Source organism: Marinobacter sp. (assembly GCF_052091845.1).
GTDB lineage: Bacteria > Pseudomonadota > Gammaproteobacteria > Pseudomonadales > Oleiphilaceae > Marinobacter.
This window is the reverse complement of the sequence record NZ_JBQDCO010000027.1, coordinates 19,649-33,301: the sequence shown is the minus strand read 5'-3', so window position 1 is coordinate 33,301 and position 13,653 is coordinate 19,649. Positions and strand designations below refer to the sequence as shown.

Sequence of the window (13,653 nt, the reverse complement as noted above, 5' to 3'; positions counted from 1 at the left end):
TATTAGAGGGGCATTTATGGGCTATGGGGTCGGCTCAGAAAAGCACTGAGGGGTAGGGGCAGTGTTTGTGTTTTCTTGCCTGCCAGGTGCGCTTTAATTCAGATCAGAAAAGATCGTGATGCCGCTAAATGGCCTGTTTTTTGGGGTACAGGTTTTGGCGTGAAGGAGTATGCCTTTGAGTATATTCCGGCACTGTATAGGGATGGATATTGAGAAACAAAAAAGCCAGTTCTCGCGGAGGACGCAAGTAACTGACTTTCTTTGCAGAAGTGGTAGGACCACCCAGATTCGAACTGGGGACCTCTACCATGTCAAGGTAGCGCTCTAACCAACTGAGCTATGGTCCTGCGTTCTGCAACGGAGCGAAATATACTGACTCCTGTGTTTTTGGTCAACCTCTTTTATCCGGTTTCCTGCTTTCTCAGAGAGGCTTTAATAACTTTGCTTAGCGTGCCCCAGCGGTTAACGATCAATGCAGCGAAAATAAGCCCGCATCCTGCCAGTTGCATGGAAGTCATAGTTTCGCCAAACCATCCGGCTGCAAACAAAGAGACCCAAACCGGCTCAAGTACCAGAATCACGGCGCCGTGGCTGTGGCTGGACAAACTTTGGGCATAGGTTTGCACCAGGAAGCGCCCAGCCGTGCCTACGATGGCGCTGGCAAGCACCCACCAGACTAGCAACGGTGGGGGGCTACCAAAGGTTGGCTGCCAGGGTTCCAGGACCAGCGATTCGGCCAGTGTAACCAGGCCGACGGTAAGCAGTGCCAGAGTTGTTAGAGGCAGAGCAGGAATTCGGTGTTTTTCAATTGTTTCACCCTGGCGATTAACCACCGTACGCTGATTGGCAGCACGGGTGTTCAGAGTGAAAAACAGAGCGAAGATGGTTGCTGCTATGGCAAAAAATATCTGGCCAGCCTCGGGCTGAAAACCATTACGAAGGGAGAGCAAGGCTAACCCGGCTACGGCCACCGGTATGGCAAGCCAGGTACTGGCTGGCTGAACTTCTTTAAAAACGATACGGGCGATAACCGGAACAATTACCACGCCAAGACTGGTAATAAAGGCACCTTCGCCCATGCTTGTGATATGAAACAGGCCCATGACCCAAAAGCTCATGGCAATGCCGAATACTATTCCAACACCTACACCACGCTTGACCTGATCTCCACTCAAACGCGCCAGCGGTTGCCACGCAAACGTGGCTAAAAAAGCGCCCGCGATTAAAAATCGCAAGGCCATGAACAATAGGGGAGGCATCAGTAACACGGCCTCTTTGGAAAAGATCCAGCTTATAGCTGCAAGCAGGGTGACTGTGATAAGAAGAAGGTCGGATTTGCGAGCGTCAGACATGGGCCAGGAGCTTTACCAAAGGTAGGAAAACAACAATAGCCTAACAATGTATAGTTAGCGAATTAAAAAAGAAAGGTGGCCCGTCCATGAGCCAGTAAAGGTCATCACCATGACCGGGTTGCGTTAGTTATTAAACGTGGTGTACACAAGCGTAGACATGTCGGTCCGGGCAGATCCAGGTACCTCAATATACTCGTCTCCGGCACCCCATAGCTTCCACCAGGGCCGCTGGTTGTAGCTTCGGCTGGCAAAGTCGATCTGCAGGCCGTTCAGGGTTGTGTTGTTTACTACCGGCACCGAGATGTTTCCGGTTTCCGAGCCCAGCACGCCGCTGTGACTAGCGCCCTCATTCATCAATACAGGGTAGTGGTTATAGTACAGGCCAGCTGGGCCGTTCTGGCTGATCACCTTTCCGCTCATGCTCAAAATGCCAGAGCACGAATCGATACCTTGCGCAGAAGTGGCGCCACAGGCGGAATGAGTGGGCACCACGCCGTCATCCTTACCAGAAATAAATGGTTTGGTGATGCCTCCATACGATGAGCCACCCGCCACGAAGCGAAGCCTTGGAATGCCGTTTGGGCTCAAAGCCAGGTTTCTGGCCGCGTTGGTTTGCAAATCATTCACCACCCCCAGTTTGTCGGGGGCGGGCTCTATACCCGTGAAAGCTCGAACCGCAGCGCGTAAGCCCCAGTTGTACCAGGTGGGGTTGTAGGCAAGGTTCATGGCCAGGTTGGCCAGCTCGGTGCCACCACCGGCACCAGAGTAGTCTACGGATGCGAGGATTTTCAGTGGAGGCAGGCCTTCGCTCTGTAGCCAGCGAGCCTGGTTCTCGATCAGGTAACGGGTAATCAGATCGCCGGTAGAGTGCGAAACAATAATGCAGTAATCCTTACACAGGCCCTGCTGGCTGATTTCACGGATTTGCTCGTAGGCCCGCTGTGCAATGGTGCCTTCTACGCGGCCATCGCTTGGCCAGTCAATACGAGCTTCCGAGCGGGATAACCAGAATGTCTGCCAGTAATCCGCGCCAGCGTCCCTGATGGCTTGAAGGTTCGCAGGAGGCGATGCCAGATCCTCCATCTGAAAACCATGGACCAATATAACGTTGTGTCCGGCGAGCTGTGCATGGGCAGACCCAGCCATTAGCCCGCTGGTGAGCACTGTCGCCAGCGCAAGATTGCCGGCGCTTCGTATCTTTTTTGTTGTCATGGTTGCTCCGTCGTTTCTTGTGATTCTTGTTAGGGTGCATCAGAACTTGTCAGCCAGCTGTTTCAGCATAGCTGCTCTTTGTTCCGATTCGGGATTCGCCGCCGGAGTATCATCGAGATCTTCAAGATCCGGAGGCTCAAAGGCGTAACCCTCATCCGGGCCGAACGCATAATGGGTCCGGTCTCCCGGCCGGGCGGGGAGTTGCCGTAGCTGCAGGTTGCGCAGGTGGAATTTGCCATTAATGGAGAGGTTGGCCAATACAGTGCCGTGAGCTTTCAGTGAAATGGTGTCGGAGGTGCTGTCCAGGCGCGTTTCAGCCTGAAGCTGCGCAACCGGTTGCTGGCCATTATAAAGTTGGGCAGACAGTCCATAGAAGCCCGGTTCGTTGGGGGCGAAGCTGACAGGAATAACCAGATTGTTGTTGCTCAGGTAGCTGTCTTCAATGCCGTCGAAATCCCCCAGGTAGGGTTCGATAGAGAGGCTGGAAACATGGCGCAAAGGCTTGCCGTCAACAGAGGCTTCTACGAGAAGCCGATACTCTCCCGGTTCCTCGTCGGTGTTCAAGCTGCCCTGATAGTAGCCTGTGTGGCCATCCGGCACCAAGGTTGTACTGCCAGCAGAGTCTCTTGAGCCGGTTCGTTCAAGAGTTGCGTAAAGCGAATCCCCGACCACCTGCGGTCCCTGTAGAGAGGCTATTATCAGAATGTTCTCGCCCTGTGTGAATCGGAACTTCTCAAGCGTAACGGTAAACTGGCCTCCATTTTCCAGGGGCAGGGTAACCGGCTCATAGTGATTGCCACGATACCCATCTGCCTGAGCCTCATTTAATGGCACGGACCATGGAGGGTAGCGGGTGGTTTGGGCATAGTGTTCGGCCACCTTGGCCAACATAAAACCAACCGGATTATCTGAAGGGAGTTTTTGTGGCCCGCCGGCTGAAGCCTTGACACTTTCTGGAATGGAATCGGGAATTCCGGCTTGTCTCTGGTCTTCGCTCCAACTCGGGCCTTTATCCCAACCAAAGCTGAAGCGGTTGTCTTCTGACAACAGAAAGCCGGCGCCCAGCACAGTAGAGGCAGCAACTGTAACAATTACGAGCGCCTTAAAGGGCATTCGCCTGTCCTTTTTCTATTATTGTATTGTTTGACAAACTGGCGACTAATTAGTCATTAGTGGCAGTAATATAGTCCAAAAATTAATCTGCCGAGGCAAGGGGTGTGATTGGGTTCACAATCGTGTGAGAAATGATCTGGTCGGGGTGTAGATCCAGGGCGACTGGGTTCAGGCGCCCTGGGACATTCTTTAATTTTGTTTTTTGTAGATGTTCTCGTATACGTAGTTGGTAGCTTCCACAAATCCGTCGATACTGCCGCAATCAAAACGCTGGCCCTTGAACTGGTACGCGAGCACGCAGCCGTTCTGGGCTTGTTCGAGCAGTGCATCTGTAATTTGAACCTCACCATTTTTGCCCGCTGGTGTGCGCTCAAGAATATCGAAAATATCAGGCGTGAGAATATAGCGGCCAATGATTGCCAGGTTACTTGGCGCGTCTTCCGGCGCGGGCTTTTCCACCATGTCGGTGATGCGGTACAAGCCTTCTTTCATAGACTCACCGGCAATAACGCCGTATTTGTGCGTTTCATCCGCAGGCACTTCTTCAATGGCAACGATGGAGCAGCGGAATTGATTATAAAGCTTGACCATCTGGGCCATTACGCCGTCTTCGTCTCCGCCTGGGCCAACACAGAAGTCATCTGCAAGTACCACGGCAAACGGGCTGTCGCCAATCAGGTTGCGGCCGCTCAAAATAGCATGACCAAGACCCTTCATCTCAACCTGTCTGGTAAACGCGAAGGTGTTGTGATCGATCAAATCACGAATGGAGGTTAGCAGGCCCTCTTTGCCTGTTCCTGCAATCTGATGCTCAAGTTCGTAACTCATATCAAAATGATCTTCAATAGCCCGCTTACCGCGCCCGGTTACGAAACCGAATTCATGAATGCCGGCCTCAGCGGCTTCTTCTACGCCGTATTGCACGAGGGGCTTGTTAACCACGGGCAGAATCTCTTTCGGCATTGCTTTTGTGGCTGGCAAGAAGCGAGTGCCGTAACCAGCAACGGGAAATAGGCATTTTTTAATCATCGTGTACATCCTTTGGGTTGAGATTTATAGCCGGACAGGTGTGACGTGAGGCCGGCAGTGTCCATTGAATTCTGTGGAGTCTACCAAGTTATTTGTATGGGGGGAGAGGATAGGCAGGATTCATTCCGTTTTGTAATCGATTGTTTAGTTTGCCCCATTGCGCCAGGACTCTCGTCTGATTTAATGTTTTAGATTTAAATGTCGCGTTAACCTACTGTTTTTTAAGAACGTTAAAATTGTAACTTTTGGCAATTGCCCCTAGATTCCAAGGCGGTGTTTGCTTAAAATCCCCCCGCAAGTGTTTTAGCCACTGTAATTCCCTGTTATTCACTTCAATGAGGCTTTTTTTGAGACCCATCCTGTTCGCAGCTTTGATTGTTGGCATGGTTGCCGGCCAGGCGTCGGCGAATAGCGGGCGCTCTTCGGCTGAATCTTATTTGAGGGATCTGTATCCTGCAGATCTTCTGCAATCGGTTACCCGGTATGTGGCCTCCCACACCAAATTTTCTGGTGACTCCAGCCAAACCAATGACAAAGCAAATGGCCGAATTAATTTAACCAGCAATAATCTGATCTGGAATCATCATGTGCTGGGTCTTAAGTTCAGTGACTCTGCGGCCCGCGAAGGCAGTGCAGAATCGACCACCCTTGCCCTTCGGTACTCTTTTCCCCTGGCAGGCAGCGATATCCGGATTGATCTTGAAAATCGTGACTATGCCGGTGCCGTAAATAGTTCAGGGGAGCGTTATAACACCCGTGGCGAGCGTCGTAACCTTAGAATAACCGGCAATCGCGCTCTTTGGGCGTGGCGGGGTATTGAAGTCGACAGCGTGTTTTCTCATACCAGCGGCACGAAAAGCGCGTTTGAAGACACCGTATGGATTGAAGATACTACTCACCGGCTTTCAAGTTTCGGTCTCGAGGGCACGGCCTCGCGGGAGCTGCTGGGTGGTTTCTATGTCAGCACGTCGCTATCCGCCGTTGGCGGGCTGGATTCGGAGGAGGTTTTCAATGTATCTGGCCACAGTAGCGATGTGGACAGCTTTCATAAGCTGGCCGTCGCCGCATCGTTAAGTCGAGAAGTGCTGAGCTGGAACCTGGGGTTGAACGGGAGGTACCAGATTGCCCCGAATGATTTGCCATCGTCAGAACACCTCTCCATCGCCGGGTCTGGCTTGATGAGAGGGTTTAATGGTCAGTCCGTGCGCGTGGCCGAAGGTGGCTGGCTAAAGATGAATGCGCGCAGCCCTGGCTATCATTGGCCGTTTGCGTCCGAGCTCAATTCATCTATTACGTTTTCACTGCTCCAGGGCTGGGCGCCATACACATCAGCTCAATCTGATCGCTTTGGCAGTACCAGTACCGGTGAGATTTCCTTTCAGCTCTACTCCAGAGATTTTCGGGCCGATATGAGCGTGGGGCAAATGCTCGATACAACCAACACGGCTCTCCTTATGCCCACCCACCCAGATCTTTCCTTTTCGATTACAATTGGTATCTGATTACAAGCTCCCTTACTAATATGTCACTTGAGGCGTGCCCTGTTGTCGGTGTCTCATGTATAAATTAGCTTAAAAGGAGTTTCGTTATGATTGGGTTTCGGCTGCCCGCGATTTGTTGTTCTTTTATTATTTTGACGGCGGTGGCCGGTCACGCTCAGGCGTTCGGCTTTGATGATGTCGCTCAAAAAGCTAAATCCCTGGCCAGTGAAGCATACCAGAAGCCTGCACAGGCGCCTGATTTCCTTAAAAATCTCAGCTATTCGGATTATCAGTCTATTCGTTTCAGGCCCGATGAAAGTCTTTGGCGGTCTGGCAAGTCACGGTTTCAGGTGATGATGATTCCCCAGGGCAGCTTTTACTCCCAGGTTGTTCAACTCAACGTGGTCGATAGCGAGGGGGTGCATCCGGTCGGGTTTGATAAAACCCTGTTTGATTATCCCAACTCTGAATTGGAGAAACGAATTCCTGCCGACCTTGGTTACGCCGGGCTTAAGTTAACCTATCCTTTATCCGGCAAAGGGGAGCAAAATCAGTTCCTGGTGTTTGGCGGTGCAAGTTACTTTCGGGGCGTGGGTGCAAGCAATACCTACGGGCTTTCTGGCCGGGGAATAGCGGTAGATACTGGCCTGCCGTCGGGAGAGCAGTTCCCCGCCTTCACCGAGTTCTGGATGGAGCAACCAGGCGCAGATAGCGACGTTATGGTGGTTTATGGTCTGTTGGATGGCCGCAGCCTCACGGGCGCGTATCGCTTTGAAATTCGCCCGGGTAAGAGCACGACAATGGATGTGACGGCTCAGCTGTTTTTCCGGGATGACATCAAGCAGTTGGGTCAGGCGCCACTCACATCCATGTTTTATTTTGGGGATAACACGTTGCGCCCACGGGGAGAGTGGCGCCCGCAGGTACACGATTCTGACGGTTTACTGATTAACGACAGTAAAACCGGTGAATGGCTCTGGCGACCACTTGTCAACCCGACCGAGCTACAGTTGAGCTATCATCATGTGCAGGATCTTGAGGGCTTTGGCCTGATTCAGCGTGATCGTAAATTTGACGATTTTCAGGATGGCGAGGCTCGCTACGACCGCCGGCCAAGTATGTGGGTTACACCTGCCGGTGAACACAATCAAAGCTGGGGAGAGGGTGAGGTTGTGCTCGTTGAAATTCCTTCCGGTTCTGAGGCCAATGATAATATCGTGGCCTTCTTCAAGCCGAACCAGCCGGTGAAAGCCGGTGAAAATCGACGTTTTGAATACTCTGTGGCTTTCGGCGAGCCGGATATTACCGGGCAGCCTAATGGTGCGGCGGTGCACACGTTTATTGGTAACGGCAGAGAGAATGACGGTTCCGGTGACGCTCTGCGGTTGATTGTTGATTTCAAGGGCGGTGAACTTTCAGGGCTGCCCCCGGGCGCAGCGGTTGTAAGCCAGGTGAGTGGTGGCGATGGAGTTGAGGTGATTGAGCACTTTGTTGAGTACATTGAAGCTGGCGATGTATGGCGGCTGTCAATTCTCGCTAAGGCTTCCGAGGGTCTGCCACTCACTCTGCGAGGCTTTCTTAACAAGGATAACAAACCCGTTACCGAAACCTGGACTTACTTACTTGGGCCTAAAACGGGCCTGCGTGGAAATTCAAAGTAGATTGAACAGGCAGTGAGACGAGCATGGACGATATTTCTTTCCAGCATGTATTCACCCGTGTGTATAGCTATTTATGCGAAGCCGGTGTGGAAATGAGCAGTGAACGTTGCCGGCAGATGCTTCAGTTAATCGACGAAGTGATGGCCGAAATCGACGAAAGTGCCAGTTACACTGCTACTGACCGTCGTCGGTTGACTGGGCATCGCCTGTTAAAGAGCGCCATGGATCGCTTGCCGGAATACTTCGCTGTTCCCGAGGTGGTCATTCCTACCGCAGCACCGCCATTATACCGGGGCAGTATTGGGTACCACAGCCGTGGATAATGCCGCAATGGATCGCCCCTTGAAGCATCGCTGGCGAATGGTAGCCAATCTGAGGCGGATTGTGTTGGCACTGTTTGTACTTGGACAAACCGGTGTGGCGTCTTATTTTCTGCTTTGGGTGCTGCCATACCATGGTGGAACCTGGCTGGAACTGGGCATGCTGGTGCTCTTTGCCATTCTTTACATCTGGATAGCCATCGGGTTCTGGACCGCCGTGTTTGGATTTGTGCTCAGGCTGATGGGGGGTGACAAGCACTCCATATTAAAACGTCACACGAAGGCGCAACTACTGGGCACGCCATTGGCGAAGACAGCGGTATTGCTGCCCATCTATCACGAACCTGTGCACTGGACACTTAGCGGGCTTAAAGCGGTATATCGGGATATTGAGCGCACGGGGCAGATCGAACACTTCGAGTTCTACATACTATCCGACAGCCGGGACCCTGATGTCTGGCTGGAGGAGCAGGTTGCCTGGAACAGGCTGGCGAAACAGTTGGGCGGTGAGGGCAGGATTTTCTACCGTCGGCGGCCAGTGAACCTCAATTATAAAAGCGGCAACATTGCCGATTTTCTCCGTCGTTGGGGTAAGCGTTGCAAATATATGGTGGTGCTGGATGCAGACAGCCTGATGACCGGCAGCACCATTGTCCGCATGGTGCGCCTCATGCAACGCGAGCCCAAGGTAGGAATCCTGCAAACCAACCCGAATATCATCAACGGGCAGTCGCTGTTCGCACGGATTCAGCAGTTTGCTAACCGCTTTTATTCCACTTTATTTGCCAATGGCCTGGCAGCCATACAGATGGGAGATGCCGCATTCTGGGGCCATAATGCTATTCTTCGCATTGAGCCATTCATGAAGCATTGCGGCCTGCGTAAACTGCCGGGCATCGGAATCTTCGGCGGCCCTATTATGAGCCACGACTTTGTTGAGGCCGCCTACATGGGGCGTGCCGGCTATGAAGTGTGGCTAGAGCCGGGGCTGGGCGGCAGCTATGAAGAGTCGCCACCGACCTTGGCCGATGAACTTGCCCGAGACAGTCGTTGGGCTAAAGGCAACCTTCAGCACCTCTGGGTTATGTTTAGGGAGCCAGGGTTGCGCTTCGCCCATCGCATGGCTTTTCTCAATGGAATAATGGCTTATATGGCCTCGCCACTATGGCTTGGCTTTCTGATTCTGACCACCATCGCGGCAGCCAATATGACGTTGGCGCCCATTGAATACTTTCCCGATGGACATCAGGGTCTTTTCCCTTTGTGGCCTGAATGGCGCCCGGAATGGGCACTAAGCCTTGCGTTAAGTACCTTGGCGTTGCTGTTTTTCCCGAAATTTCTGGCCATTCTTGATGCGATCATCCACAGGTTCACAAAGGAATTTGGCGGGGTGTTCCGTTTGTTTTGCAGTGTGCTGTTGGAAATTGTGATTTCAGTATTGCTGGCGCCCTTGCGTATGTGGGCGCACAGCCGGTATGTGGTGTCGGCATTGTTAAACGTGTCGCTGCAATGGGCGGGGCAAAACCGAACGGAGGAAACCGGCTGGAAAGAAGCCTTTATTTTCCAGTTGCCCGGGATGATTCTGGGTGGGGGCTGGTCTGCATTTGCCTGGAGCCTGGACCCCATGTTCTTTCTCTGGTCGCTGCCCGTTGCCTTGCCGTTGATACTGGCGGCGCCAACCGCAGTGTATCTCAGCCGGAACTCGCTTGGGCAAGCACTAAAAAAACGCGGCCTTCTTCTTATACCCGAGGAGCGTGAGGCAATGCCTCTGCTTGAGGGGGCCGTCAGGTACCGGTCTCACGAACTGGTGAACCCGAGCCTTACACCGTTAGAAGAGGCGGTTTTAAGGCTTGATCACAATCGTCTGCATCAGGCTTTGGCTTGGGATCATCGCCGTGGTTCACGTACGGCTGAGTTGGAAAGCTGTGTGGCTCAATGTCTTGAAAAAGGGCCGGAAGTGCTTTCCCGTGCCCAAATGAGCCAGATAGTCAGAGACCGGCAATCCTTGAAGGCGCTGCACGAAGGCGCCTGGCGTGCGCCACCTGACAGCTTCTGGGGCCGCTCCATAGCTCGACTGAGCGCTCACGTTTAAAACATTTGAATTGATTTGGCTGAGACATTGAATCGACCGGTTTCAAAACTGAGGAAAAGGGCAGAGGAGAACAGAGGCTATGGATCGACGGACGCTTATGAAAACCTTCATCGCCGGGCTGGGTGCCAGTGCGCTGCCGCTGGCGCCTTTCGCTAGGGCCCGCGAATCCGAGATAAGCAGCGATAGCAGCGACAGCCCTTTCAGCTACGCATGGCTGAAAGGGCACGCGCAGAAGCTGGCGGCCAATGAATATGTGTCACACGAGGGCGAATTGCCGCAGACTCTCAAGCAGCTGTCCTGGGACGATTACCAGGCCATAAGGTTCCGCAAAGATCACGCACTCTGGGCTGATAGTGATTCCGCATTCCAGGCGCAACTCTTTCACCTGGGCTTATATTTTCAGTCCCCTGTAACCATTCATGAGGTGATTGATGGCAAAGCAACGGAGCTCCGCTATAACCCCGAATTTTTCGATTACGAAGGTGAACAGCCATTAGGTGATCTACCTGGCGATCTCGGCTATGCGGGCTTTCGCCTTCATTATCAAACCAACTTCTCCCTGGATCTGGCCGCTTTCCTGGGTGCCAGCTACTTCCGCGCTGTGGGTTCGGATATGCAGTACGGCATGTCTGCCCGCGGACTTGCCATTGATACTGCGGTAAATGGCGAAGAGGAGTTTCCGCGGTTTAGCGCCTTTTGGCTGGAAAAACCCAAGCCTGACAGCCAGGTGATACGGGTGTGGGCTTTGCTCGATTCACCCAGTACCACCGGTGCCTATGCCTTTGTGCTGGACCCGGGCCGCAACATGGTGATGGATGTAGATGTTGCCCTTTACCCTCGCCGGGAAATGAAGAGAGCCGGTATAGCTCCACTCACCAGCATGTATCAGGTTGGTGAGAATGACCGGCGCATGGATTACGACTGGCGTCCGGAAATTCACGATTCCGACGGTTTGGCCATGCTTTCCGGTAGTGGCGAATGGCTTTGGCGACCGCTGGAAAACCCGGCGCACTTGCGGTTTAACAGCTTTATCGACGATAACCCCCAGGGGTTTGGCCTGTTGCAGCGCGACCGGAATTTTGATCACTATCAGGACGATGGCGTGTTTTATGAGCGCCGCCCGAGCGTATGGGTGCAGCCGAAAGGCGAGTGGGGCAGAGGCAGCATTGATCTGGTAGAAATTCCCACAGTGGATGAAACCTTCGACAACATTGTTGCGTTCTGGCACCCGGACAAACCGCTGAAACCGGAGCAGGAGTATTTGTTCGCCTATCGTTTGCACTGGGGCGAACATGCGCCGGTCAATCCGCAAGAACTTGCGACCGTACAGGCAACCCGAACGGGGCTGGGGGGTGTGGTCGGCCAGAAGCGGGAATATTTCTCCTGGCGTTTTGCAGTAGATTTCTCCGGTGGCATGCTTGAAATGCTGGGAGAAGACGCCGAGCTGAAGGCTGACATCAGCGTTAGCCGAGGCGAAGTGGAAATAACCTCTGCGCGACCTTTGTCTGCAATTAACGGCTATCGGGCGATGTTTGATCTGGTTCCCGGAGACTCTGAAGAGCCGATCAATATTCGTATGTATCTGCGCCTGGGTGATGAGCCACTCACGGAAACCTGGGTGTATCAGTACACGCCACCACCGCCCTCTGAGCGAAAACTCTACTAACCGGCGTTTTATTCGTTTCTCTTCTCCCTGGATTGTTAACATGACTATTCAGGGATTGTTGACAATCTGTGGTTTAGAGCGTAGATTTCTAAACATACAGTCCATATTGTCGACAAACCATGCCGAATATGACCACTCAAACTTATACGCGAGCAGATGAAGCCTTCGATTGTTTGCAAACGGCAATCGTTAAGGGGGATCTGGCCCCGGGTGACAAAATTGGTGAATTGGACCTTTGCTCCCGTTTCGAATTAACCCGTGGACCGTTGCGTGAGGCGCTTGGCCGTCTTGAGTCTCGCGGGCTGCTGGTTCGTCGCCCACACGCGGGTGTAAGAGTGGTGTCCTTAAGTGCAACCGAACTGGTAGAGCTATATCGCATCCGTGAACCCATGGAAGGGTTGGCGGCGCGCCAAGCCGCTGAACGCATGACAGATCAGGAAATTGCAGATCTTCAGGCTACCCTGGACTCTCACGAAACCATGATCGATGAAGCCCAGGGCCAGGCGTATTATCAGGCCGAAGGGGATTACGACTTCCACCACCGCATAGCCACTGGCAGCCGGAATACCAAGCTTGCCCAGATGCTCCTTGGTGATCTCTATTACATGGTGCGCATGTATCGCTACCGGTTAAGCACCTCCGCCGGGCGCCCTCATCGTGCCCTTGGGGAGCATCGCCGCATTGTTGAGGCCATTGCCCAGCGCGACGGTGAACTCGCAGAATTTCTTATGAAAAGACACATTAATGCCGCCCGTGAAAACATTGAGCGAAAAATCCAGGAAGGCGTTTTAATTATTTAATGTTTCAAACTATTTGAAAGGAAGGAAAATATGTCCAGTAAGCTATCTCCCGGCGCGCGTTTTCGCAAAGCCCTGAATGATAACAAGCCGTTGCAAATTGTAGGAACGGTGAACGCATACGCAGCCATGATGGCTGAGAAAGTTGGCCATCAGGCGATCTACATTTCTGGCGGCGGCGTGGCAAACGCTTCTTACGGGCTTCCGGATTTGGGCATGACCAGCATGAACGATGTGGTAGAAGACGTGCGCCGCATTACGGCTGCAACCGAACTGCCGTTGTTGGTGGATATAGATACCGGCTGGGGTGGCGCATTCAATATCGCCCGTACCATTCGCGAAATGGAGCGGGCTGGCGCCGCCGCTGTCCATATTGAGGATCAAGTAGCCCAGAAACGGTGTGGGCACCGCCCGAATAAAGAAATTGTTTCCAAAGAGGAAATGGTTGATCGCATCAAAGCAGCTGCAGATGCCCGGGTCGATAAAGACTTCTTTATCATGGCCCGCACAGATTCGTTTCAGAAAGAAGGGTTGGAAGCGGCTATCGACCGTGCAAAAGCCTGCATCGATGCCGGTGCTGATGGCATCTTTGCCGAAGCGGTTACTGAACTTGAACACTACGAAGCCTTCTCTAAAGCGCTGGGCGACGTGCCCATTCTGGCTAATATTACTGAGTTTGGCGCAACGCCACTTTATAACCGAAAAGAGCTGGGCGAGGCTGGCGCAGCCATGGTGCTGTACCCCTTGAGTGCTTTCCGCGCCATGAATAAAACCGCGGTAACCGTGTATCAGAACATTCTTGAGAAGGGCGACCAGAAAGATGTGGTTGATCTGATGCAGACTCGTATGGAACTGTACGACTACCTGAATTACCACGAATTCGAACAGAAGCTGGATCAGTTATTCCAGCAGTCCAAATAATCAGAGGAG

The 13,653-nt window shown here is 52.8% G+C and carries 11 protein-coding genes and 1 tRNA gene; 7 read left to right on the top strand and 5 right to left on the bottom strand.

Annotated elements, in window-relative coordinates:
- Positions 1 to 270: 270 nt before the first annotated feature.
- The 5 genes from ACTHYN_RS10205 to galU form a co-directional block, all read right to left on the bottom strand.
- A tRNA-Val gene (locus ACTHYN_RS10205) sits at positions 271 to 347 on the bottom strand.
- 54 nt (positions 348 to 401) lie between these two features.
- Positions 402 to 1,352, bottom strand: coding sequence for a DMT family transporter (locus ACTHYN_RS10200; RefSeq protein WP_441812346.1), 951 nt, complete (start codon positions 1,350 to 1,352; stop codon positions 402 to 404).
- Between the two features lie 123 nt (positions 1,353 to 1,475).
- A complete protein-coding gene (locus tag ACTHYN_RS10195) occupies positions 1,476 to 2,564 on the bottom strand; it encodes a hypothetical protein (RefSeq protein ID WP_441812345.1) in 1,089 nt (362 codons plus the stop codon).
- Positions 2,565 to 2,603: 39 nt separating this feature from the next.
- On the bottom strand, positions 2,604 to 3,677 hold the full coding sequence (locus tag ACTHYN_RS10190; protein WP_441812344.1) for a hypothetical protein: 1,074 nt from the start codon (positions 3,675 to 3,677) through the stop codon (positions 2,604 to 2,606).
- Positions 3,678 to 3,866: 189 nt separating this feature from the next.
- Positions 3,867 to 4,706 (bottom strand): UTP--glucose-1-phosphate uridylyltransferase GalU, encoded by an 840-nt coding sequence (gene galU, locus ACTHYN_RS10185; RefSeq protein WP_441812343.1) that lies wholly within the window; start codon positions 4,704 to 4,706, stop codon positions 3,867 to 3,869.
- A 347-nt stretch (positions 4,707 to 5,053) separates the two neighbouring features.
- Between galU and ACTHYN_RS10180 the strand changes: the two genes are divergently transcribed.
- From ACTHYN_RS10180 to prpB, 7 genes are all read left to right on the top strand, one after another.
- A complete protein-coding gene (locus ACTHYN_RS10180; protein ID WP_441812342.1) occupies positions 5,054 to 6,208 on the top strand; it encodes a ShlB/FhaC/HecB family hemolysin secretion/activation protein in 1,155 nt (384 codons plus the stop codon).
- Between the two features lie 86 nt (positions 6,209 to 6,294).
- Positions 6,295 to 7,848 (top strand): glucan biosynthesis protein G, encoded by a 1,554-nt coding sequence (locus ACTHYN_RS10175; protein ID WP_441812341.1) that lies wholly within the window; start codon positions 6,295 to 6,297, stop codon positions 7,846 to 7,848.
- Between the two features lie 23 nt (positions 7,849 to 7,871).
- Positions 7,872 to 8,171: a hypothetical protein gene (locus tag ACTHYN_RS10170; RefSeq protein WP_441812340.1), complete on the top strand. Its 300-nt coding sequence runs from the start codon at positions 7,872 to 7,874 to the stop codon at positions 8,169 to 8,171.
- Entirely contained in the window at positions 8,149 to 10,260 is a 2,112-nt protein-coding gene (gene mdoH / locus ACTHYN_RS10165; RefSeq protein ID WP_441812339.1) for a glucans biosynthesis glucosyltransferase MdoH, read from the top strand. Before ACTHYN_RS10170 ends, mdoH begins: the two co-directional genes overlap by 23 nt.
- A 79-nt stretch (positions 10,261 to 10,339) precedes the next feature.
- Entirely contained in the window at positions 10,340 to 11,926 is a 1,587-nt protein-coding gene (locus ACTHYN_RS10160) for a glucan biosynthesis protein (RefSeq protein ID WP_441812338.1), read from the top strand.
- Positions 11,927 to 12,045: 119 nt separating this feature from the next.
- Positions 12,046 to 12,726, top strand: a complete 681-nt coding sequence (locus ACTHYN_RS10155; RefSeq protein ID WP_441812337.1) for a GntR family transcriptional regulator — start codon at positions 12,046 to 12,048, stop codon at positions 12,724 to 12,726.
- Between the two features lie 30 nt (positions 12,727 to 12,756).
- The gene (prpB, locus tag ACTHYN_RS10150) at positions 12,757 to 13,644 is read left to right on the top strand and encodes a methylisocitrate lyase (protein ID WP_441812336.1); all 888 of its coding nucleotides are present in this window, start codon (positions 12,757 to 12,759) and stop codon (positions 13,642 to 13,644) included.
- The last annotated feature ends 9 nt before the right edge of the window (positions 13,645 to 13,653 follow it).

Excerpts from the sequence above, each read along its gene's own strand:
- ACTHYN_RS10155 (WP_441812337.1), top strand. The coding sequence starts at position 12,046 with ATGCCGAATATGACCACTCAAACTTATACGCGAGCAGATGAAGCCTTC.
- ACTHYN_RS10170 (WP_441812340.1), top strand. The coding sequence starts at position 7,872 with ATGGACGATATTTCTTTCCAGCATGTATTCACCCGTGTGTATAGCTAT.
- galU (WP_441812343.1), bottom strand. The coding sequence starts at position 4,706 with ATGATTAAAAAATGCCTATTTCCCGTTGCTGGTTACGGCACTCGCTTC.
- ACTHYN_RS10200 (WP_441812346.1), bottom strand. The coding sequence starts at position 1,352 with ATGTCTGACGCTCGCAAATCCGACCTTCTTCTTATCACAGTCACCCTG.
- ACTHYN_RS10195 (WP_441812345.1), bottom strand. The coding sequence starts at position 2,564 with ATGACAACAAAAAAGATACGAAGCGCCGGCAATCTTGCGCTGGCGACA.
- ACTHYN_RS10190 (WP_441812344.1), bottom strand. The coding sequence starts at position 3,677 with ATGCCCTTTAAGGCGCTCGTAATTGTTACAGTTGCTGCCTCTACTGTG.
- prpB (WP_441812336.1), top strand. The coding sequence starts at position 12,757 with ATGTCCAGTAAGCTATCTCCCGGCGCGCGTTTTCGCAAAGCCCTGAAT.
- ACTHYN_RS10175 (WP_441812341.1), top strand. The coding sequence starts at position 6,295 with ATGATTGGGTTTCGGCTGCCCGCGATTTGTTGTTCTTTTATTATTTTG.
- ACTHYN_RS10160 (WP_441812338.1), top strand. The coding sequence starts at position 10,340 with ATGGATCGACGGACGCTTATGAAAACCTTCATCGCCGGGCTGGGTGCC.